This is a genomic window from Aestuariivirga sp. (assembly GCF_965227715.1).
Lineage (GTDB): Bacteria > Pseudomonadota > Alphaproteobacteria > Rhizobiales > Aestuariivirgaceae > Aestuariivirga.
Window position 1 is genome coordinate 3,587,612 of record NZ_OZ245771.1, and the last position, 22,089, is coordinate 3,609,700.

The following is a 22,089-nucleotide window of genomic DNA, read 5'->3' on the forward strand; positions in this document are numbered from 1 at the left end:
CCCTCAGGCGGAGTCTTGCAGCATCGCCAGATAATCGGCGGGTGTGGGTGTGCGCGGGTTGGTGGCGTGGCAGTGATCCTTCATCGCGTCCTGCGCCACATGCTGCATCATCTCGTCGGTCACACCCATGGCGGCGAGGCCCGTTGGCATTCCAAGGCGGCGGTTGAGCTTGGCCACGGCAACGTCAGGCGCTTCCCCGAAGAATGTTTCGAGCCTGTCCCATTTGTCGCCGATGGCCGGCCGGTTAAAGCGCAGCACGGCGGGCGTCAGCACCGCGTTCAGCGTGCCGTGGTGAAGGTTCAACTGGCGGATGGCGCCCAGCGGATGGGTCAGCGCATGAACGGCGCCGAGCCCCTTCTGAAAGGCCATGGCGCCTTCCAGTGCGCAGACCATCATGTCCCGCCGGGCTGCTTTGTCACTCCCGTCCTGCACGGCTACTTCAATGGCGCGGAGGCCTCGCGCCAGCCCGTCGAGCGCTATCGCATCGGCTGGCGGGTTAAAGGCGGGCGCCATGTAGGTTTCAAGGCAGTGCGATATCGCGTCCATGCCGGTGGCGGCGGTGAGGCCGGGCGGCAGCCCGTAGGTGAGTTCGGGGTCACACAGGGCAATGGAGGGAAGCATGTGCGGCGAGATGATGCCAAGCTTCCGCCCCTCCGCCGTGATGATGACGGCGGCGCGGCCCACTTCGGAGCCGGTGCCCGATGTGGTTGGAATGGCAATCATCGGGCAGATGCGGCCATGGATGCGCGAAAGCCCGCCTGAAACGAGCGTGTATTGCGACAAGGGCGCCTCATGCCCGCTGAGCAGGCGAACACCCTTCGCAAGGTCAAGTGCGGAGCCGCCGCCGAGGCCGATCACGCCATCGCAATTCATCTCGCGATACAGCGCGTGAGCGCTCAGCACCGCATCTTCCGTCGGGTTCGCGGGCGTCGCATCGAAGATGGCGGCAGGCGATGCCAGCAGCGCGTTGATGCGCGCCACCATGCCGGTTGCCACGAGGCCGCGGTCCGTGCAGATCAGCGGGCGCTTCACGCCGAGAGCGTCAAGGAATTCCTGCAGCCGTGACACCTGGCCTTCGCCGAATTCAATGCGCGTGAGATAGCTGATGGTGCTCATGGTTCGTCTTTCTGCTGATCTGCGCAACTGATATAGGAGGGCAGGGCGGAATGCCAGACGGGAGACAGTGATGACCGGTGTGAGTGCGTCCTATGACGTGGTGATCGTGGGCGCAGGCGTGGGCGGTGGCGCCATGGCCAATCAACTGGCTCAGGCCGGCGCCAAGGTGCTGGTCATCGAGCGCGGCACGCGGCTTCCGCGCGAGGCCGACAACTGGAGCGTGAAGGCCGTCTTCCATGACCGCAAATACTCCACCAGGGAAACCTGGCGGGACCGCAGCGGCGCGGAATTCACGCCCTCCACATATTACTATGTCGGCGGCAATTCGAAGTTCTTTGGCACCGCAACGTTGCGGTTTCGTGCCGAGGACTTTGAAGGCCTCGAGCATGAGGAGGGTCGTTCCACGCCATGGCCCATCCGCTATTCCGATCTCGAACCTTATTACGCAGTGGCCGAGCGATTGATGGGAACCCATGGCGAAGCGGGGCTCGACCCGACGGAGCCGCCGCGCTCCGGCCCGATGCCCCATGGCGCGATTGGTCATGAGCCGGAGATCGAGGCGCTGAACGTGAAGCTCCGCGGCATCGGGCTTCACCCCTTTCCGCTGCCGGTCGCCATTGACCTTCATCCCGGCGGCCGTTGCATCCGTTGCCGCACATGTGATGGCTTTGCCTGCAAGATCGGGGCAAAGAACGATGCCGAGGTGCGCCTCGTCGACCCTGCGCTCGCGACCGGCAATGTGGACCTCATTCTGGAAACCTATGTGCACCGCCTCATCACCGATCCGTCCGGCACCAAGGTGACGGGGGTGGAGGTTGAGCAGAAGGGCGAACGCAGGATCATCGCGGCGAGTGTCTTCATCGCCAGCGCCGGAGCCATCAATACCGCCGCACTGCTGCTGCGTTCCGCCAATGACAGGCATCCGGGAGGGTTAGGGAACAATTCCTCGGATCAGCTTGGCCGCAACTACATGGCCCACAACAACACGGCCATGATGGCGGTGAACCCGTTCGTCAAGAACCGCGTGGTGTTCCAGAAATCGCTGTGCATCAATGATTTCTATCTCAAGAATGCGCTGAAGCCCTATCCGTTGGGCAATGTGCAGGGGCTGGGCAAGCTCCAGGGCGGCATGCTGACGGCCAATATGCGGTGGATGCCGGAAAGCCTGATGAGCTGGTTTGCCGAGCGCAGCGTCGACTGGTGGATCATGTCGGAGGATCTGGCCAGCCCCGATAATCGGGTGACGGTCGACACGGACGGCAAGATCCGTGTCTCCTATGTTCCTAATAATCTGAAGTCCCACGGCGAGCTGGTGAAGCACTGGACGAAGCTGATGCGGTCCATGGGCTATCCCATCGTCATCACGCAGAAGATGGATATCACTGTCGCGATGCATCAGTGCGGCACCGCGCGTTTCGGCACTGATCCCGCCACATCGGTGCTCGATCCGTTCTGCAAGGCGTGGGATCTTGATAATCTGTATGTGGTCGATGCCTCTTTCCTGCCATCTTCGACGGCGGTGAACCCGTCTCTCACCATCGTGGCACAGGCGGTGCGCACGGCGGAACATCTCCTGAAGGACGTCTTCAAGGTGGGTGCGCTGCAACCGGTCTGACAAGGTCTGGAACCTCGCTTGCCCTGTCGGGTTTCATCCGCGGGTACGGTTTACAAAGTACAGCGAGGATCGACACATGGCACAGAACAGGGATCGCAACTGGCAGGAAAAGGGGCAGCAGGCAGGCTCGGGCCGCGGCGGCTGGCGTGGCGGTGAGGACCAGCAGGGTGAGCAGCACTTTGATGAGGCACGGCACCGTGGCTCATGGCACGAGGATCGTGATCCGTTCGGCAGTGGCGAGCAGGGCGGCAACTGGCAGGGCAGTGGTGGTTCCGGCCCACAGCAGGACGGCCAGTGGAACCGCTTGGGCCGCTACAGCGAAGAAACCTCGCAAGGCGGCCAGGGCCGCTGGGGCCAGGGCGGCAACAACCGGATGGACCGGGACAACAGTCAGTTTGGCTCTTCCAGGGGCTCTCAGGACGCCCGCCGGAGCTATGGCGGCGAGCAGGGCTATGGCGGATCGCGCGGCAGCTTCGGCAGCCCCAGTGGCTATGGGTCCGACAGCGCCTATGGCCAGCAGGAGCAGCGCGGCTTTCTGGACCGCGCGACGGATGAAGTGTCCTCCTGGTTCGGTGACGATCAGGCGAAGCGCCGCCGGGAGATGGATGAGCACCGCGGGCGCGGCCCCAAAGGCTATACCCGCTCCGATGATCGCATCCGGGAAGACGTGAATGATCGCCTCACCGAAGACGGCTGGGTCGATGCCTCCGAAATCGAGGTGCAGGTCTCCAGCAGTGAAGTGACGCTCACCGGTCAGGTGAACAGCCGAGAGGAAAAGCGCCGCGCTGAAGACATCGTGGAGGCCATCTCCGGCGTTCGGCACGTTCAGAACAACATCCGCGTCAAGGACCGGAACAGGACGGCCACCACGCAATTCGGTAGCGGCAGCACGGCGGATCAGGCTGGCAACAGCGTAACCTCCAGCACCGCTACACCGGGTTCGGGAACGGGCCGATCAGGCACGTCGAGTTAAGCTCAATGCTGCAGCACGGGAGCGACCGCCGCTCCCGTGTTTATCAGCCGGTGCTGCGCTGGAAGGCCATTCCCATGGCGGAGGCCAGCCCGCGGGCGAGCTTGTCCTGGGTATAGGGCTTGTCGATCACGGTGGCGCGGTGGCCGTTGGCGAGCTTCACCTCGCCATAGCCTGTGGCGAACAGCATTGGAACGCCGCGCGCCAGAAGGGCATCCGCCACGGGGTCGATCCGTTCACCACGCACATTGACGTCAAGCACCGCTGCATCCAGCATCTCGGTCGCGGCGAGTTTGAGCGCGGCCTCAATGGTGGCCGCAGGACCCACCACGCTGCTTCCCATATCGGTCAGCATGTCTTCCACCATCACGGCGATGAGGGCTTCGTCCTCAACCACCAGGATGCGTTTTCCATTTAGCCAAGACATGCATGTTCTCCTGGATCGGGTATCGGCATTTCAATTACGCAGGTAACGCCCGCAGGCTCGAAGGACAGCGCCACGCGCCCATCCAGATCCCGCGCCAGCGTCTGTTCAAGGAGGAGGGAACCGAAGCCCCGCCGTTTGGGGCGCACCACGGGTGGGCCGCCGCTCTCGCGCCATTCGATGCGGAGCTTGCTTTCGCCTTCCACATATCGCCACGCGAGGCGCACCGACCCCGTGTCATTCGACAGCGCGCCATATTTAAGCGTGTTGGTGAACAGCTCATGAAGCGCCAGCGCAATGGTGAGTGCCGCGTGCGGGTTCAGGTGGATGACAGGGCCTGAAGCTTCGATACGCGAGCGGTTCTCGCCATCGAGCTGCAGCGTGTCCTTCGCCAATTGAGCAAGCGAGGTGCTCTCCCAGCGGGAACGGGTGAGAAGATCATGCGCGCGCGCCAGGGCCTGAAGCCTGCCTTCGAAGGCCTTGCGGGCCACCTGCTCCGAGCCGCGGAAGGTCTGATAGGCGAGGCCCTGCACAACGGCGAGCGTGTTCTTCACGCGATGGTTCAGTTCGGCGAGCAGCAATTCGCGCTGCGCTTCCGCACGCTTTCGCTCGGCAATGTCCGAAACCGTGGCGATGACACGCAAGCCCCCGGAGGTGAGGATGGGGTTGACGCCCAGTTCGAGCGGAATGTCGCGGCCGTCCTTGCGCCGGCCGGTCACTTCACGCTTCACCGGCTGCGGGGATGCGCTGGCGGGCGGATGTTCGGGCGCGTCCGGCGGCACCAGAACGCCAAGCTTCTGATCGAGAAGCTCGCCCCGCTCATATCCGAACAGATTTTCAGCGAGAACGTTGATCATCAAGATGCGGCCGCTGCCGTCTGTCATCACCATGCCGCTCGGGGCCGCTTCAACGACGAGGCGGAAGCGCTCTTCACTGTCACGCAGCGCCTTCTCGGATTCTTCGCGTTCGGTGATGTCGGTGTTGACGCCAGTGAGGCCAAGGAACGCACCATCGGCGGCAAAGCGCGGATGGGCCACAGTTTCGAGCGTCCGATAGTCTCCGGCGGCATTGCGATAGCGCCCGGTCACGCGGACCTTTGCCTGGTGCTGCAACGCCTGGCCCATGGCTCCCATGACCCGCTCGACGTCATCCGGGCACATGGAGCTGCGCCAGTCGAAGGCGCTCAAGTCCTGATCGTCGACGCCCCAGAAGTGCCTGAGCATATGATTGAGGTGCAGGCACTTGCCCTCTGCGTCGCACATCCAGATCATCACGGGCGCATGCTCGGCCATCAGGCGGAAGCGCTGCTCTGATTCCTGAAGGTTGCCCAGGGCTGCAACCCGCGCCTTCTCCGCCATGGCGCGGTCGAGGCTGAAACCAAGCTGCCTCGCAATGGTGACGGCAAGCGCCTTGCTGCTTTCGGAATAGGTCTGCACCGCCCGGTGGTAAGCCATGAACTTGCCGATGACGCGGCCCTGGGAGGTCAGGGGAATGAAGGCGAGGCAGCGGATATCCTCATCCAGCACCGTGCGCTTGACGATCTCGCTTTCATCCGTCACCGCTATGTCGGCGATGAAAATCGGCGGCGGATCGATCGTGTCCGGCTGCCAGGGCGTATGGCCATCGAGCGTTCTGCGATAGGCGCTAGACAGTCCCCGCCACGCGACGAAGCGCATCACCCCGTCATTGTCGAAAAGGAGGATGGAGCATTTCTCGCAATGGAGGCCCTCGGCAATGGCGTCGAGTGCGGCAGATAGCATCGCATCCATATCGTTGGCGCGGTACAGGCGGTCGGTGAGGCGGTAAAGCGTTTCGAGATGTGAGGGACGATGGTCGATGCTGAAAGTCTCCGCAGCGTGCCGGGAAGGCGGAACCTTTCCCGCATCGATCTGCGTTGTCGTCTCGACCTGCATGTGAAGAACCGTCCCCATTGAACCGCACGGCCAAGCCGGCCATGCGGCTTGGTGCTGTTCCACCTAACCCTGCGAGAACGGGCTCCTGTTGAAAAGGTTCCGTGAGAGTGGAACCCGGGTGCAGAAAACGCATTGCCGCGTGAATTGTTGAGGGTTAGCTCTACCTGCCCTTGCGCTGTTCAGACGCTGCCACCCTCAGGCGCAAAGACCGCCTGATAGCGCTTCCGCAATTCTGCCTTCTGCACCTTGCCCATGGCATTGCGCGGCAAGGCGTCCACCAGGAAAATGCGTTTCGGCACCTTGAACCTGGCGAGCGTGCGGGAGAGCGTGGCAATCATTTCTGCTTCGGGGGCAAGGGGCCCAGACGCGGTGATGGCCGCAATAACGCCTTCGCCAAAATCAGGGTGCGGCACGCCAATCACAGCACTCTCCCCCACGCCCGGCAATTGATCGAGAACCTCTTCGATCTCCTTGGGATAAATGTTGAACCCGCCACTGATGATCAGGTCCTTGGCACGCCCGACGATGCTCACGCGCCCGTCCGCCGCAATGGTGCAGACATCTCCGGTGATGAAATAGCCATCACCTGTAAACTCCTCGCGGGTTTTCTCCGGCATCCGCCAGTAGCCCTTGAAAACATTGGGGCCCTTCACTTCAAGAACGCCGGGCTGGCTGCCGCTCACGTGCACCGAGACGCCGGAAAGCGCAAAGCCCACCGTGCCCGGCACGCGGGCGCCCTCATAGGGGTTTGACGTGATCATTCCGGTTTCCGTCATGCCATAGCGCTCAAGAATGGCGTGTCCGGTGCGGGCCTCGAATTCGCGGTGGGTTTCGGCCAGAAGCGGTGCCGAGCCAGATATGAATAAACGCATGTTTTGAGTCACATCGGGCCCGAAGCTCAGATCTGACAGGAGCCGCGTGTAGAAGGTCGGCACCCCCATCATCAGGGTCGCCTGCGCCAGGCTTGCGGTCACCGCTTTTGCATCGAACTTGTCGAACCACAGGATTTCAGCGCCGGACAGAAAGGCCGTGTTCAAGGCCACGTAAAGTCCATGCACATGGAAAATGGGAAGCGCGTGGAGCAGCGTGTCGGCACCGGTGATGCGCCAGAGATCGACGAGTGTGGACGCGTTGGAGAACAGATTGCCGTGGGTGATCATGGCACCCTTGGAGCGGCCCGTCGTGCCGGAGGTATAAAGCAGGCCCGCCAGATCATCATCACTGGCCTCGACGGTCTCATGCCTGTCGTCCATCGTAGCCGCCATGGTGGCAAGCGAGCCGTTGCCAGCCGCATCGAGGTTGACGACGGCGAAGACCTTGCATTGATCCGCCAGCGCCCGCATCTCCATCTGCCGGGATGGGTCGCAGATGATGAGCTTCGGCTGCGCATCCTTGACGAAATAGGAAAACTCGGCTGCGGTATAGGCCGTGTTCAGCGGCTGGTAGACGGCACCCAGCTTCATCACAGCCAGATAGAGCAGCACATTGGCAATGGATTTTTCCACCTGCACCGTCACCCTGTCGCCGCGCTCGACGCCCAGGGCGGACAGTGCATTGGCATAGCGTGCTGCCCCGCGCGCCAGATCGCCGAAGCTGAGCGAGGTGCCGCCATCCGCGCTGCGAATGGCGGTTTTCTCCGCATGGGTCTCGAACACGCGTTCGAAGCGTGCGTAGAGATTGGCGTGGCTCATGCTTCGATGAAGGCCTTCATGCGCTTCAGCGCCTCGGCAATGTCCGCCTCGCTCGCCGCATAGGAGAGGCGCATGTAGCCCTTGCCGTTCTGGCCGAAGCTTTCGCCGAAGATCAGCGCCACATGGGCCTTCTCCAAAAGCTCGCGTGCCAGGTCGCGTGATTGCCAGCCGGTGCCTGCAATGTTGGGGAACGCGTAGAAGGCGCCACCGGGAACGCGGCAGCGCACGCCCTTGATGCTATTGAGCCCCGCCACCACCATATCCCGGCGCTTCTGGAAGCTCTTGCGGAAGGCCTCGATCTCGTCCATCGGCCCGGTGATGGCGGCAAGCCCCGCCATCTGGGTGGCCACGCTGGTACAGGAATGATCAACCGTGATGAGCTTCTTCACATATTCGATCAGGTGCTTGGGCCAGATTCCGAAACCAAGGCGCCAGCCCGTCATCGCAAAGGTCTTCGACCATCCGTCGAGGATGATGGTGCGGTCGCGGAGTTCCGGGAAGGAGAGGAAGCTCACGAAGTCGACGCCATCATAGACCTGGTGGCTGTAGATCTCGTCCGAAAGTACAGTGACGTTCGGATGCCTGGCGAGGCCATGCGCCAGCTTGGTGATCTCCTCGCGCGAAACCACGCCGCCCGTGGGGTTGGCGGGCGAGTTGATGATAATGAGGCGCGTGGCCGGCGTGATGAGGGAGAGCACCTCATCGGCATCGAAGCCGAAGTCCTTCTCCTCGCGGATGGGATAGGGCACGGGCTTCGCCCCGCTCGAGCGCACGGCATCGCGGTAGGGCGGGAAGCCCGGATCAGGGTAGAGAATCTCGGCACCGGGCCCCCCGAAGATCTGGCAGGCGAAATAGAAGGTCACCTTGCCACCCGGCACGATCACCACTTCATCGCCCGAAACCGGCACGTTGAAGCGCGTGCCCACATATTGCGCCACGGCATCGCGCAGCACGGGCAGGCCTTGTGGGCTCGTATAGCCATGGGGGCCTTCCCGCACAGCCTTTTCGCCGGCCTCCAGAATGTGCTTGGGCGGCGTAAAGTCCGGCTGGCCGATCCCGAGATTGATCACGGGGAAGCCCTTGGCTTTCAGCGCATTGGCGCGGTCCAGCACGGTGAAGGCGGTTTCTTCTTCGATGGCGGCAACGGCGGGATTGATATTCAGCATCAGCTCACATCATCAATTGCAGGGTCAAGCAGGTGGCTGACGTTCCGTCCGCCATGGCCTGTATCTACGGCGTGGGTGAAGATCTCCGCAACGGAATCCGTCAGCTTTGTTCTGCAACCCAGCCCTTCGGCAAGTTCAGCATAGTAACCAATATCCTTTGCCGCGTTCGCAAGTGCAAAACGGTAGCCGTCGAAATCGCCCTTGAGGGCGGGCTCCACCATCTTGCGCAGCACGCCGGAATTGCCGGAGCCATTCTGCATCACGTCATAAAGATCCTGCCAGCCGATTTGCGCCGTGTGCGCGGTGCTGAAAGCCTCCGCCACCAGCGCCACCATGCCGGTGACGAGATAGTTGGAAATGAGCTTTGCGGTGTGGCCCGATCCCGGCGGTCCGAAATGCCGAATGGTGGTGGCAAAGCAGGCGAGCAGTGGTTCGATCCGCGCGAAGGTTTCGGGCGTTGCCCCGCACAGAACGCCGAGCACACCCTGTTCCGCCTGCTCGGGCCCGCCCGTGAGCGGAATGTCGGCATAGGCGGCGCCTCTCAGGGCCAGCTCATGAGCGAGGCGCTTCGTCACGTCCGGTGCCGAGGTTCCGGCATCCATGATGATCTGTCCGGAGCGAAGGTGCGGCTGCAACTGGTTCAGCGTCTCCTCCACCACTTTGGAAGTGGTCACGCAGAGCAGAATCACCTCCGCTTCGGCCAATTTCGCAAGGCTCGTCACCTCGCGGGCGCCTCGGGCCACCAGCGCCTCCACCGGCGCGCGGTTGCGGTGCGCGATGACGCTGACCTGGTGCCCATGCTTCAGCAGATTGGCCGCCATGCCCTGGCCCATCATACCCGCCCCGATCAGTCCGACATGCATGCTTGCCTCAACTCCTGCCTCTCCCTATGTTCCGCCCCAAATTCAATGGAGTCACGGCATCATGGCGCTGCACCGCAATTACATCAACGGGGAATGGCTTGAAGGCAAAGGCGTTCGCGAGAACGTCAACCCCTCGGACCTGACGGACATCGTCGGCGAATACGCCCAGGCCGACAAGGCCCAGACGGAAGCCGCGATTGCCGCTGCCAAGGCCGCTCAGCCTGCATGGGCCGCCGCCACGCCCCAACTCCGCGCCGATGCGCTCGAATTCATCGGAACCGAGCTTCTGGCCCGCAAGGATGAGATCGGCCGGCTGCTTGCCCGCGAAGAGGGAAAGCCCCTCTCGAACGGCATTGCGGAAACGATGCGCGCCGCACAGATCTTCAAGTTCTTCGCACAGGAAACGCTCAGGGTCGAAGGTGTGGCGATTGCCTCCGTGCGCCCCGGCGTCGATGTGCTGGTCACGCGGGAGGCGCTGGGGGTTGTCGGCCTCATCTGCCCGTGGAACTTCCCGATTGCCATTCCAGCCTGGAAGATGGCGCCGGCCCTGGCCTTCGGCAACGCCGTGGTGTTCAAGCCCGCGGATCTCGTGCCGGGCTCCGCCTGGGCGCTGGCGGAAATCATCTCCCGGTCGGGCGTGCCGAAGGGTGTCTTCAATCTGGTCATGGGCCGGGGCTCCGTCGTCGGCCAGACACTGCTGGAATCGCGGGATGTGACTGCCGTGTCGTTCACGGGCTCGGTTGAAACCGGCGCCAAGGTCGCCATGGCCTGCGCCTCGCGCGGTGCCAAGTTCCAACTCGAAATGGGCGGCAAGAACCCGCTCGTGGTGCTGGACGATGCGAACCTCGATCTCGCCGTTGCCGCGGCGCTTGATGGCGCCTTCTTCCAGACGGGCCAGCGCTGCACGGCCTCCTCGCGGCTGATCGTCCAGTCGAAGCTGCACGATGCCTTCGTGGAGCGCATGGTGGACGGCATGAAGAAGCTGAAGGTCGATCACGCGCTCAAGGAAGGCACGGTGATCGGCCCCGTCGTTGATGAGAACCAGATGGCGCAGGACGAGCGCTATATCCAGATCGCGCGCGATGAGGGCGGCGAACTCGCCTGGGGCGGCGAGCGGCTGAACCGGGACACGAAGGGCTATTACTTGAGCCCGGCGCTGTTCACCGGCACCACCAACAGCATGCGCATCAACCGCGAGGAAGTCTTCGGCCCCGTCGCCTCCGTCATCAAGGTGGACAGCTATGACGAGGCGCTGAGTGTGGCCAATGACACGCCTTTTGGCCTCTCCTCAGGCATCATCACCACCTCGCTCAAGCATGCGACGGATTTCCGCAAGAAGTCCGCCGCCGGCATGGTGATGGTGAACCTCGCAACCGCCGGCGTCGATTATCACGTGCCGTTTGGCGGCCGCAAAGGCTCGAGCTATGGCGCGCGTGAGCAGGGGCGTTTCGCGGCTGATTTCTATACTTCAGTCAAGACGGCCTATACGCTGGCCTAACCGTCACTGGGCGGAGGCAGGGGTTCTTCCCTGCCTCGCCTCCATCGCGAAGACGAAGAGGCCGCTTGCCACCACAATTGCAGCGCCCACCAGCGTCCAGAGATCGGGCACATCGCCGAACACGGCATAGCCCACCAGGATCATCCACACGATCTGCGTATACATGAAGGGCGCCAGCGCGCTTGCCGGTGCAATGCGGTGCGCCTGGATCAGCATGAAATGGCCGATGGTGCCCGCAAGCCCGATCCAGCCGAGCAGCAGCCATTCGAAGCCCTGCGGCGTCTTCCACACAAAGGGAAGAGGTGCGGTGGCAGCGAGCGCGCCGACGAGGCCCACATAGAAAAGCGAGGTTTCGGCCCGGTCGCGACCGCCAACCTTGCGCGTCGCGATATTGTAGATGGCGCCGCAGAAGGAGGCCGCGATCGACAGCAGCATCGCCCAGTGGAAGCTTGAGGTGCCTGGCCGCATGATGACGAGCACGCCGCAGAAGCCAACCGTCACGGCAAGCCAGCGGCGCAGGCCCACATGCTCCCCCAGGATCGGCCCTGACATGGCGCAGACCCACAGCGGAATGCTGAAGAAGATCGCCGCCGTCTGGGCCAGCTGCAGATGCATGATGGCCATGAAATTGAGGACGGTGGACATCATCAGCAAGAGCCCGCGCAGCACCTGAAGTGCCGGATGGCTCGTCACCATGGAGTTGAGGCTGCCCCTGCGCAGGATGACGAGAACCGAAAGCGCCAGCGCCACGGTGTAGCGGCCGAAGACCGCCACCACCGGCGGCAGCGTCTGCACCAGATGCTTGGCCGTGGCATCGAGCATGGTGAAGAAGACCATGGCGGACACCATCAGCAGGATGCCCTTGAGGCGGGGGGAGACCGGCACTCAGGCCAGCGCGATGCCGTGTTCGGCGAAGCTCTTGCGCGCAGCATCTGCCGAGCCGTCGAGGTCGATGGACCGGCAGGCGGCCTCGATCACCTCGGTCTCGAACCCAAGCCGCCGCGCATCCTCGGCCGAAAAGCGCACGCAATAATCGAAGGCGAGGCCCACGCAGACCACCTTCTCGAAGCCGCGCTCCTTCAGGTAGCCGCCCAGACCCGTGGGCGTCTTGCGGTCATTTTCGAAGAAGGCGGAATAGCTGTCGACCTCTTCGCGGAAGCCCTTTCTCAGGATCAGTTCCGCATGCGGAATGTGCAGGTCCTTGTGGAATTCAGCACCGTGCGTGTTCTGGATGCAGTGGTCGGGCCACAGCGTCTGGTGGCCATAATGCATCATGGCGATTTCGAAGGGGTTCTTTGCCGGATGCTGCGTGGCGAAGGATTTGTGCTCGGACGGGTGCCAGTCCTGGGTCAGCACCACATGGGCGAAGCTCTTGGCCAGGCGGTTGATGAGCGGGATCACCTCATCTCCGCCCGGCACGGCCAGCTTGCCGCCGGGGCAGAAATCGTTCTGCACATCGATCACGAGGAGAAGGTCGGTGTCCTTCCACATGGCGTCACCTCATATCGGCAATGGCGGCGGCACAGCCCTTGAAGGCCGGAAAACGGTCGACAATCACATAGACGGGTATCGGCCGCATCACATAGGCAAGCCTGCCCTTCTCCTCAAAGATGGACCGGAACGGGCCCGCCTTCAACTGTTCCACAATGGACGGCGCAATGCCGCCTGCCAGATAGACCCCGCCTCTGGCCTGCATGGTCATCGCGGCATCACCCGCAATGCGGGCGAGCCAGGTGATGAACTGGTCCAGCGTCTTCACCGCAGCAGCATCGGTTCCCGCCAGCGCCGCCTGGAGAACGTCCTCCGGTGTCGCAAGATTGGGCGTCTCCGCCGCCGCCTGATACATGCGCAAAAGCCCGCCACCGGTGATGGCATCTTCGGATTCAAACAGCACGCCGGGCTTGCTCATGCGCGCCCGCCAATCGAATTCCGCCTGGGTGACGACGGGGAGCGTGATGTGGCCCACTTCGCCGGGTAGCGCCATCCAGCCGCCCTGGGGTAAGGGGGCCAGTGTGGCCATGCCAAGCCCGGTGCCGGGGCCGAGCACGATTTTGACGGCCGGCTTCTCCGGCGTGCCGCCGCCGATCTGCACCACGTCATCCCCCTGCAGGTGCGGCAGGGAAAGGGCCAGCGCCTCGAAATCATTGAGCAGGCGGAACTGCCGCGCCTTGGCGGCCAGGCGGAGCGTTTCCCGGGTGAAGCGCCAGTCCCGGTTGGTGAGGGAGACCCACTCCCCTTCAACGGGTCCCGCCACGGCCACGGCGGCGCCGGCGAGCGTGGTCAGCCCCATCTCTTGCACATAGGCGGCAATCGAGTCTTCCAGCGAGGCGAAATTGTCATTCTTCTGGACGGCGGCGTTCTGGACCACGGTCGAGCCCGGCTCCACCAGCCCGAAGCGGGAATTGGTGCCCCCGATATCGCCCACAAGTGCCAGTTCCGTCATGTATTTCCCCCCGTTCCTTCCACTGCCACGAAGGCCGCGCTTCGGCAAGCTTTACCCTGCCTGCAATCCCGTCTAGGAAGCCGTCTAAACCCCTTCAGCTTTCAGGTTAGCTTTGACCAACCCGCTCGAACAGGAAGTGGCGCGCCGCCGCACCTTCGCCATCATCTCCCACCCGGACGCGGGCAAAACCACGCTCACCGAAAAGCTGTTGCTGTTCGGCGGCGCCATTCAGCTTGCGGGCCAGGTGCGCGCCAAGGGCGACCGCCGCCGCACCCGCTCGGACTGGATGTCGATCGAGCGCGCCCGCGGCATCTCGGTTGTCACCTCGGTCATGACCTTCGAATATGAAGGCACCGTCTTCAACCTGCTCGATACGCCGGGCCACGAAGACTTCTCGGAAGACACCTACCGCACCCTCACTGCGGTCGATGCCGCCGTCATGGTGATCGATGCCGCCAAGGGCATCGAAGCCCGCACCCGGAAGCTGTTCGAAATCTGCCGCCTGCGGGACATTCCCATCATCACCTTCGTCAACAAGATGGACCGCGAATCGCGCGATCCCCTGGATCTTCTGGACGAGATCGAGAAGGGCCTGGCGCTCTCCGTCGCCCCCATGGTCTGGCCCATCGGCCAGGGCAAGGAATTCGCCGGCACCTATGATCTGATGAGCCCCCGAGTCCGCCAGCCGGATCAGGCGCCGGAAGGTGTTGCCGTCTCAGGGCCTGACGATCCGCTGATCGCCTCGCTCGTCAAGCCCGACACCTTCGCCAAGTGGCGGGATGAGATCGATCTCGTCAAGGATCTCTGCACCAGCTTCGACCGCAAGGCTTTCCTCGAAGGCCATTTGTCGCCCGTCTATTTCGGCTCCGCCTTGAAGAATTTCGGCGTGCGTGACCTGCTGGAAGCGCTGATCGCCTTCGCCCCGCCTCCGAGAGACCAGGCCGCCTCCTCGCGCGTCGTTCATGCAACGGAACCGAAGATGACGGGCATCGTCTTCAAGATCCAGGCCAACATGGATCCCAACCACCGGGACCGTATCGCCTTCATGCGCCTCGCGTCGGGCAAGCTCACCCGCGGCATGAAGGTGAAGCTCGTCCGCACCGGCAAGATGGTGGCGCTCAATGCGCCCCAATTCTTCTTCGCGCAGGACCGTTCGATTGCGGATGAGGCCTATGCGGGCGATGTGGTCGGCATTCCCAACCACGGCCTCCTGCGCATCGGCGATACGCTGACTGAGGGTGAAGACGTGGTGTTCACCGGCGTTCCCAGCTTCGCGCCGGAAATTCTCCGCCGCGTGAAACTGGGCGATCCCATGAAAGCAAAGAAGCTGCGCGAGGCGCTGGAGCAGCTGGCGGAGGAGGGCGTTGTCCAGCTCTTCATCCCGGCCGATGGCTCGCCTGCGATCGTCGGCGTGGTCGGCGCCCTGCAGCTCGATGTGCTGGCAGACAGGCTTGCCAATGAATATGGCGTTCCCGTCAGCTTCGAGCCGTCGCGCTATGAGGTGATGCGCTGGATTTCGAGCGATGACCGCAAAAAACTTGATGAGTTCATTGCCGCCAACCGCTTTTCAATCGCCAGCGACCTTGACGGGGACCCCGTCTTCATGGCGCAATCGGCCTTCAGTTTGAACTATACGCTGGAACGCGCGCCGGAGATCCGCACCACCGAGATCAAGGAGATGCACAAGTCCCAATGAGCGTGTTGAACCTCTCCCTGCCGGATGATTTCGGCCTCGCGCACGGCGCCGCCATCGGGCTGATCATCGTGCTGTGGGGATTTTATACGCCCATCTTGCGGCAGCTGGGCCGGGGCTCCCTCAACTCGCAGCTTCACGCCGTCAGGCTCCGCTGGCTGCAGATGAACCAGGCCGCCCGGCGCGAGCACCGCATGTTCGACGCGATCCTTCTCGGGCACATCTCGAATTCGATCTCTTATTTCGGCTCGGGAACGCTGCTGGTGCTGGCGGGCCTCATCGGCGCGCTGGCCAATGTCAATAATGTGTATGAGCTCACCCGCGGCCTGAACTTCGTCGACAGCACCATGTCGCTCCATCTCTTCACGCTCTGCGTTTTCCTGCTGACCGCCATCCTCACGCAGTGCTTCTTTTCCTTCACCTATGCGCTGCGTAAGATGGCTTACACTTTCGCCATGCTAGGCGGCCTCCAGGCCTCGCCCACGGATGAGCTCGAAGCCAAGCTGATGGTGGAACAATGCGCCGTGGTGCTGACCGAGGCCGTGCGCTCCATCAACACCGGAATCCGCGGCTATTATTATGCGGTTGCGGCCATCTTCCTCTTTGCCGGCCCCTATGCCTGCATCACGGCAACGCTGACCATCACCGCACTGCTCTATTACCGCCAGCTCTTCTCCCCCACCGCAAGGGCGATTGCCAAATATGTGGACACACTGAAAGGCGCGAAGCAGTAAATCCCTTCTCCCATTGCGTGCCGCAACGGGAGAAGGGAATGCCAATCAGCCCCTCAACCCCGCGGCCTCTGCTGCCAGCTTCTCAATCCCCGCCCAGTCCTTTGCCGCGATCATCGACTTCGGTGCCATCCAGGAGCCGCCGATGGTGATGACGTTGGAGAGCTTCAGATAGCTCGCCGCCTTTTCCGGCGTGATGCCGCCCGTCGGGCAGAAGCGAATTTGCGGCAGGGGTGAGGCGAGGGATGAGAGATAGGCAGCGCCCCCGGCCGGTTCGGCGGGAAAGAACTTCTGGATCGCATAGCCCCATTCCAGCAGCGCCATGCATTCGGACGCGGTCACGCCGCCGGGCAGCAATGCGATGTCATAATCCTCCGCCGCACCCAGCAAGCGCCCCGTGGAGCCGGGCGAGACGGCGAATTTACAGCCGAGCTTATGGCTCTCCCGCAACTGTTCGGGCGTCAGCACCGTGCCGGAGCCCACGATCGCGCCTTCGACCTCCGCGATGATGGCGCGGATGCAGTCCATCGCCTTGGCCGTCCGCAAAGTAATCTCAAGCACGGGCAGCCCGCCCTTGACGAGGGCGCGGGCCAGCGGCACGGCGTCTTCGACATTTTCGATCACCATCACCGGCACCACAGGCGCAAGCGCCAGGGCTTCGGCCAGGCCCTTCTGATAGGTCTTCGTCATCACACAGCCTCGAAAATCGATGCGCCACGGTCAGCACCGCCCGTGATGCTGCGGAAGGCCTGGAACAATTCGCGGCCCGTGCCCTGCGCATTGGCGGAAAGATCGGCCTTCACCGCCTCGCGCGCGGAAATATCCGCCAGAACCTCGAGCGTGCCATTCACCGCGTCCAGCCGCAGCATGTCGCCATCGCGGATTTTGGCGATAGGCCCACCATCCACCGCCTCTGGCGTCAAATGGATTGCCGCAGGCACTTTGCCTGAAGCGCCTGACATGCGCCCGTCAGTCACAAGCGCCACCTTGAACCCGCGCTCCTGCAGCACTGCAAGCGGCGGGGTCAGCCGATGCAGCTCCGGCATGCCATTGGCCTTGGGGCCCTGGAAGCGGACCACGGCGATCACATCCTGGTTGAGCGTCCCCGCCTTGAAGGCTGCCTGCAGCTCCTCCTGCGAATGGAACACGCGGGCCGGCGCTTCGATTACATGCCGGTCATCGGGGATCGATGAGGTCTTGATGACGGCGGTGCCAAGATTGCCGGTCAGCACAGAGAGGCCACCTGTGGGCTGAAACGCGTTGGCTGCCCCCCGCAGCACGCTCTCGTCATGTGAGGCCGCAGCGGCATCGGCATAGATGAGGTCGCCATCGGGCCCCAGCCGCGCTTCCTTGGTGTAGCCTGTAAGCCCGGCGCCCATGATGGTGGAGACATCTTCGTGCAGCATCCCAGCGCCCAAGAGTTCGCGGATCAGGAAGCCCATGCCGCCTGCCGCGTTGAAGTGGTTCACATCCGCCTTGCCATTGGGATAGACGCGCGTCATCAGCGGCACGGCTTTCGAAAGCTCCGCCAGATCCTGCCAGCTGAGCGAAATCCCCGCCGCTGCGGCCATGGCGATCAGATGCATGGTGTGGTTGGTGGAGCCGCCCGTCGCGAGTAGGCCCACCACGCCATTCACCACGGCCTTCTCATCATAAATGCGGCCGATGGGATGATAGTCATTGCCGAGCGCGGTGATGGCGAGGGCGCGCCTTGCACTCTCACGGGTGATCGCATCACGCAAGGGCGTGCCAGGATTCACGAAGGTGGAACCCGGAAGGTGCAGGCCCATGATCTCCATCAGCATCTGGTTCGAATTGGCCGTACCATAGAAGGTGCAGGTGCCGGGGCCATGATAGGATTGGGCTTCGGCTTCCAGCAATTCCGCGCGGCCGATTTTTCCTTCCGCGTAAAGCATGCGGATCTTGGCCTTCTCGCCATTGGGAAGGCCGCTGGTCATGGGCCCTGCCGGAATGAACACGGCGGGGAGATGCCCGAAAGACAATGCGCCAATGATGAGGCCCGGCACGATCTTGTCGCACACCCCTAAGTAAACCGCCGCATCGAACATCTGGTGCGAGAGGGCGACCGCCGTCGAAAGTGCGATCACATCGCGCGAGAACAGCGAAAGCTCCATGCCCGTCTCGCCCTGGGTCACGCCATCGCACATTGCCGGAACGCCGCCCGCCACTTGCGCGGTGCCACCTGCTGCGCGTGCGGCTTGCCGGATCTGTTCAGGGTAGGTCTCGAAAGGCTGGTGCGCGGAGAGCATGTCGTTGTAGGCGGTGACGATCGCCAGATTGGGCGCATGGCCGTTCCGCAGCGCGTCCTTGTCCTGCGGCCCGCATGCGGCAAAGCCGTGGGCCACATTGGCGCAGCCCAGCGCCTTGCGCTTCGGCGTCAAGGCGACCGCGGCTTCGATCTTGTCCAGGTAGCGGCGGCGCGAGGGCTTGCTCCGCGCGATGATGTTCTCGGTGACGGCGGAGACAATCTCTTTCACGGCCATGGGATCACCTGTTCGGGTTCAAGGGCACCAATAGAGCGTCACCGGGGCAGCGCCCCGCAGCACGGCGCGCACCGGCATGTCTTCCTCAGGCCCGGCCGCCAGCGCCTGTTTCAGCACCTGCTGCTTTTCAGCGCCTTCAATGTGAAGTGCGAGGCGCCCCGCCTGTTCCAGCATGGGCAACGTGAAGGTCAAGCGCGGCTCTCCCGCACCTGGCGCGTTGATCTCGATCAGCCGCTTGCCCGAATCCGCGTCGAGTGCTTCCGCCAGCCGGTCGCCGCCGGGGAAGAAAGAGGCCGTGTGCCCGTCGCTTCCCATGCCTAAGATGGCAACGTCAAAAGCCGGCACCTTTGCTGCATCCGGGTTGCCCACAAGCGGAATGAATTTCGCTGCCGCCGCACGGTTCTGCAGCAGATGCTGGCGCACCAGGCGCGCGTTGGAGCGTTCGCTCGTCTCCGGCACCTGGCGCTCGTCAACCAGCGTCACGCTCACGCGGCTCCACGGAATGTCGATCTCCGAGAGCTTTTCGAAAAACAGCTTGGGCGTCGAACCGCCGGAGACGGCAAGCGTCGCCTTGCCCTTGGCTTCAATGGCGCGGGTCAGCTCGTCTGCCACGTCGCGCGCCAGCGTCTCGGCCAGGGTTTCGCGGGCCTCGAAAATGCGTTCGGCTTCAATCAATGTCGTCGTCCTCATACCAGGTGCGGCCGTCGCGCTCGATCAGCGCCACGGCGGCGGATGGGCCCCATGTGCCTGATGTATAGGGCTTCGGCGTGTCACCCGAATTGGCCCAAGCTTCAAGCACGGGGTCGATCCAGGCCCAAGCGGCCTCAACCTCGTCGCGGCGCATGAACAGCGCCTGGTTGCCGCGCACCACATCCATCAGCAGCCGCTCATAGGCATCGGGGTTCCGCACATTGAAAGCGTCCGCGAAGCTCATGTCGAGGGGCACGTAAGAGAGCCGCATGCCGCCGGGGCCGGGGTCCTTGATCATCAGCCACAGCTTCACGCCTTCATCGGGCTGCAGCCGGATGACAAGGCGGTTGGGCGCAATGGGGCCCGCCTGCCCGTCAAACACAGAATGTGGAATGGGTTTGAAGGTCACGATGATTTCGGACACGCGGGACGGCAGGCGCTTCCCCGTGCGGAGGTAGAAGGGAACCCCGCTCCAGCGCCAATTGGCGATTTCGGCCTTCAGCGCCACGAAGGTTTCGGTGCGCGAGGTGTTTGAGCCCAGCTCGTCCAGATAACCCTTCACGGCCCCGCCATTGGCGGCACCTGCCTTGTACTGGCCCCGAACGGTCAGGTGGTTCACCTGATCTTCGGTGATGGGCTTCAGCGCCTTCAGAACCTTCAGCTTCTCGTCGCGCAGCGCATCGGCCTGGGTGGAGGTGGGGGGCTCCATGGCAACCAGGCACAAAAGCTGCAGCATGTGGTTCTGCACCATGTCGCGCAGCGCCCCCGCCGTATCATAATATCCTGCACGGCCTTCAACACCCAAAGTCTCGGCCACGGTGATCTGCACATGGTCCACATGGCCGGAGTTCCACACCGGCTCGAACAGCGCGTTGGCGAAGCGCAGCGCCATCAGGTTCTGCACGGTCTCTTTGCCGAGATAATGGTCGATACGGTAGATCTGCGGCTCGCTGAAGACGCGGCCGATCGACTCGTTCAAGGCGCGCGCCGAAGCGCCGGATTTGCCCAGGGGCTTTTCGATCACCACGCGGGTGCTGGGTGTGACCAGATGGAAGGCCCCGAGCCTGTCGCAGATGGGGCCGAACAGATCAGGCCCCACCGCCAGATAGAACACGCGGATACGCCCGGCATCTGCCTCCAGGGTGCGGCCGAGGTCGGCCCAGCCCGCATCCTGCGCGGCATCGGCCGTCACATAGCTCAGGCGCTCCAGAAAGCGCGCCATCACATCGGCGGGGCGGTCACTCTCCGGCACATGATCCTCGATCGCCTTGCGCGCGAAACCCGCGAAGTCTTCGTTGGACATGGCGCGGCGCGAGCAGCCGATAATGCGCGAGCCGGGCGGGATCTGGCCCTGCAAATCGCGGTGGAAAAGTGCGGGCAAAAGCTTGCGCTGCGAAAGGTCGCCCGTTGCGCCGAAGACCACCAGGTCAAACAGCTCCACCGGGATGATGCGCGGGGTCATTGATTGTCTTTCCGCCGTGTTTTGATGTGCGCCACTCAAATAGCGGCTTTCGATTACGAGTCAATGAAGGCGACAATTCGTCAAGGCAAGTGATTTATTGCTTTTTCCCAAGTCATGCCTCATAGTTGCTTAAAAATCAGATGCTTGGGAGGCGGGCTCATGATCCTGTGCTGCGGCGAGGCGTTGATCGATTTCCTGCCGCGAAAAACGGCAGATGGCGGCACGGCCTATCAGCCATTTTGCGGGGGCTCGGTCTATAACACCGCGATTGCGCTGGGCCGTCTCGGCGTGCCCGTTGGCCTTTATACCGGCCTCTCCACGGATTTCTTCGGAGACATGCTGCGCGAGGGCCTGGCCGCCAGCAAGGTCAGCCTCTCCTATGCGAAAAGCTGGGACAAGCCCTCGACGCTGGCCTTCGTCAAGCTCACCAAGGGCCACGCGCGTTATTCCTTTTTCGATGACAATTCCGCCGGCCGCATGCTGACCAGGCGAGACCTGCCGAAGCTTGAGGCCAAAGTGCAGGCGCTGCATTTCGGCTCGATCAGCCTGATTCCCGAACCGGGCGGAGACACGCTGGAAGCCTTGATGAAGCGGGAGGCGAAGGCCCGCGTCATCTCCTTTGATCCCAACATCCGCCCCGGCATGATCGCCAACCGCCGCGCGCATCTGGCCCGCCTCCACCGCATGATCGCAATGGCGGATATCGTGAAGGTCTCGGATGAGGACGTGGTGTGGATGACGGGGAAGGACGATGCCAAGGCCGCCGCCCGCAAATGGCTGAAGCTCGGCGCAAAGATTGTGCTGGTCACCCGAGGGGGCAAGGGGGTTGACGCCTTCACCGGCGGCTATGCCATCAGCCGCCCTGCCGAAAAGGTGAAGGTGGCGGATACGGTTGGGGCAGGGGATACGTTTACCGCGGGCCTCCTCACCGCACTCCGCGCCATGAAGCTGCTGCACAAGCCGAAGCTCGCGGCCATCGGCGAGCGCGATCTCGCAACCGCCATGTCCTTCGCCGCCCGCGCCGCCGCCATCACCTGCTCAAGGCCAGGTGCCGACCCGCCCTGGGCACGGGAGATGGTGTAACGCAGGAATAGGTTCCCTCACCACAAGGGCAGGGGAATTGCATATAAATACCCTTCTCCCGTCCACAGGATGGGAGAAGGTGCCCGAAGGGCGGATGAGGGCCTCTCTCCACGAGTCCCGATGCCGAAAGAGGCCCTCATCCGGCCTATCGGCCACCTTCTCCCATTGCCTTGCAACGGGAGAAGGGGAAAACTGGCTCGGCACCAGACACGCCGCATTCATATGCA

At 63.1% G+C, this 22,089-nt stretch carries 19 protein-coding genes; 6 read left to right on the forward strand and 13 right to left on the reverse strand.

Translation table 11 applies throughout. The features are described from left to right. Positions 1-3: 3 nt before the first annotated feature. Positions 4-1,116 (reverse strand): iron-containing alcohol dehydrogenase, encoded by a 1,113-nt coding sequence (locus tag ACO06F_RS16990; protein WP_421693913.1) that lies wholly within the window; start codon positions 1,114-1,116, stop codon positions 4-6. A gap of 70 nt (positions 1,117-1,186) precedes the next feature. Between ACO06F_RS16990 and ACO06F_RS16995 the strand changes: the two genes are divergently transcribed. Beyond that, positions 1,187-2,731, forward strand: coding sequence for a GMC family oxidoreductase (locus tag ACO06F_RS16995; protein ID WP_421693914.1), 1,545 nt, complete (start codon positions 1,187-1,189; stop codon positions 2,729-2,731). Between the two features lie 76 nt (positions 2,732-2,807). Then, positions 2,808-3,704: a BON domain-containing protein gene (locus ACO06F_RS17000; RefSeq protein ID WP_421693915.1), complete on the forward strand. Its 897-nt coding sequence runs from the start codon at positions 2,808-2,810 to the stop codon at positions 3,702-3,704. Positions 3,705-3,747: 43 nt separating this feature from the next. On the opposite strand, the gene ACO06F_RS17005 is transcribed toward ACO06F_RS17000, so the two are convergent. The 5 genes from ACO06F_RS17005 to ACO06F_RS17025 form a co-directional block, all read right to left on the reverse strand. After that, positions 3,748-4,128 (reverse strand): response regulator, encoded by a 381-nt coding sequence (locus ACO06F_RS17005; protein ID WP_421693916.1) that lies wholly within the window; start codon positions 4,126-4,128, stop codon positions 3,748-3,750. Then, on the reverse strand, positions 4,116-6,056 hold the full coding sequence (locus ACO06F_RS17010; protein WP_421693917.1) for a PAS domain S-box protein: 1,941 nt from the start codon (positions 6,054-6,056) through the stop codon (positions 4,116-4,118). The genes ACO06F_RS17005 and ACO06F_RS17010 overlap by 13 nt, the downstream gene beginning before the upstream one ends. A gap of 161 nt (positions 6,057-6,217) precedes the next feature. Beyond that, the gene (locus ACO06F_RS17015; protein WP_421693918.1) at positions 6,218-7,729 is read right to left on the reverse strand and encodes an AMP-binding protein; all 1,512 of its coding nucleotides are present in this window, start codon (positions 7,727-7,729) and stop codon (positions 6,218-6,220) included. After that, a complete protein-coding gene (locus tag ACO06F_RS17020; protein WP_421693919.1) occupies positions 7,726-8,895 on the reverse strand; it encodes a pyridoxal phosphate-dependent aminotransferase in 1,170 nt (389 codons plus the stop codon). Before ACO06F_RS17020 ends, ACO06F_RS17015 begins: the two co-directional genes overlap by 4 nt. Then, positions 8,895-9,758: an NAD(P)-dependent oxidoreductase gene (locus ACO06F_RS17025; protein ID WP_421693920.1), complete on the reverse strand. Its 864-nt coding sequence runs from the start codon at positions 9,756-9,758 to the stop codon at positions 8,895-8,897. The genes ACO06F_RS17020 and ACO06F_RS17025 overlap by 1 nt, the downstream gene beginning before the upstream one ends. Positions 9,759-9,816: 58 nt before the next feature. On the opposite strand from ACO06F_RS17025, the gene ACO06F_RS17030 reads away from it, so the two are divergent. Then, positions 9,817-11,256 (forward strand): aldehyde dehydrogenase family protein, encoded by a 1,440-nt coding sequence (locus tag ACO06F_RS17030; RefSeq protein WP_421696712.1) that lies wholly within the window; start codon positions 9,817-9,819, stop codon positions 11,254-11,256. Positions 11,257-11,259: 3 nt separating this feature from the next. Here ACO06F_RS17030 and ACO06F_RS17035 read toward each other — a convergent pair whose 3' ends face one another. Genes ACO06F_RS17035 through glk form a run of 3 tightly spaced genes read right to left on the reverse strand, consistent with a single transcriptional unit; the run spans position 11,260 to position 13,699 of the window. Further along, a complete protein-coding gene (locus ACO06F_RS17035; RefSeq protein WP_421693921.1) occupies positions 11,260-12,141 on the reverse strand; it encodes a DMT family transporter in 882 nt (293 codons plus the stop codon). Next, on the reverse strand, positions 12,142-12,747 hold the full coding sequence (gene pncA / locus ACO06F_RS17040; RefSeq protein ID WP_421693922.1) for a bifunctional nicotinamidase/pyrazinamidase: 606 nt from the start codon (positions 12,745-12,747) through the stop codon (positions 12,142-12,144). A gap of 4 nt (positions 12,748-12,751) precedes the next feature. Beyond that, positions 12,752-13,699 carry a glucokinase gene (gene glk / locus ACO06F_RS17045; protein WP_421693923.1) on the reverse strand — a complete coding sequence of 316 codons (948 nt, stop codon included), beginning with the start codon at positions 13,697-13,699 and terminating at the stop codon, positions 12,752-12,754. 112 nt (positions 13,700-13,811) lie between these two features. On the opposite strand from glk, the gene ACO06F_RS17050 reads away from it, so the two are divergent. Then, positions 13,812-15,395 (forward strand): peptide chain release factor 3, encoded by a 1,584-nt coding sequence (locus ACO06F_RS17050; RefSeq protein ID WP_421693924.1) that lies wholly within the window; start codon positions 13,812-13,814, stop codon positions 15,393-15,395. Then, the gene (locus ACO06F_RS17055) at positions 15,392-16,126 is read left to right on the forward strand and encodes a DUF599 domain-containing protein (protein WP_421693925.1); all 735 of its coding nucleotides are present in this window, start codon (positions 15,392-15,394) and stop codon (positions 16,124-16,126) included. The genes ACO06F_RS17050 and ACO06F_RS17055 overlap by 4 nt, the downstream gene beginning before the upstream one ends. A gap of 45 nt (positions 16,127-16,171) precedes the next feature. On the opposite strand, the gene eda is transcribed toward ACO06F_RS17055, so the two are convergent. The 4 genes from eda to zwf are packed head-to-tail and all read right to left on the reverse strand — an operon-like array spanning position 16,172 to position 20,779. Beyond that, the gene (gene eda / locus ACO06F_RS17060; protein WP_421693926.1) at positions 16,172-16,813 is read right to left on the reverse strand and encodes a bifunctional 4-hydroxy-2-oxoglutarate aldolase/2-dehydro-3-deoxy-phosphogluconate aldolase; all 642 of its coding nucleotides are present in this window, start codon (positions 16,811-16,813) and stop codon (positions 16,172-16,174) included. Beyond that, complete coding sequence (gene edd, locus ACO06F_RS17065) at positions 16,813-18,627, reverse strand: phosphogluconate dehydratase (protein ID WP_421693927.1); 1,815 nt, start codon at positions 18,625-18,627, stop codon at positions 16,813-16,815. The genes eda and edd overlap by 1 nt, the downstream gene beginning before the upstream one ends. Before the next feature lie 18 nt (positions 18,628-18,645). After that, complete coding sequence (locus ACO06F_RS17070) at positions 18,646-19,317, reverse strand: 6-phosphogluconolactonase (protein WP_421693928.1); 672 nt, start codon at positions 19,315-19,317, stop codon at positions 18,646-18,648. Next, the gene (gene zwf, locus ACO06F_RS17075) at positions 19,295-20,779 is read right to left on the reverse strand and encodes a glucose-6-phosphate dehydrogenase (RefSeq protein WP_421693929.1); all 1,485 of its coding nucleotides are present in this window, start codon (positions 20,777-20,779) and stop codon (positions 19,295-19,297) included. Before zwf ends, ACO06F_RS17070 begins: the two co-directional genes overlap by 23 nt. Positions 20,780-20,938: 159 nt before the next feature. Here zwf and ACO06F_RS17080 point away from each other — a divergent pair, with 159 nt between their 5' ends. Further along, positions 20,939-21,862, forward strand: a complete 924-nt coding sequence (locus ACO06F_RS17080) for a carbohydrate kinase family protein (protein ID WP_421693930.1) — start codon at positions 20,939-20,941, stop codon at positions 21,860-21,862. Positions 21,863-22,089: the final 227 nt, after the last annotated feature.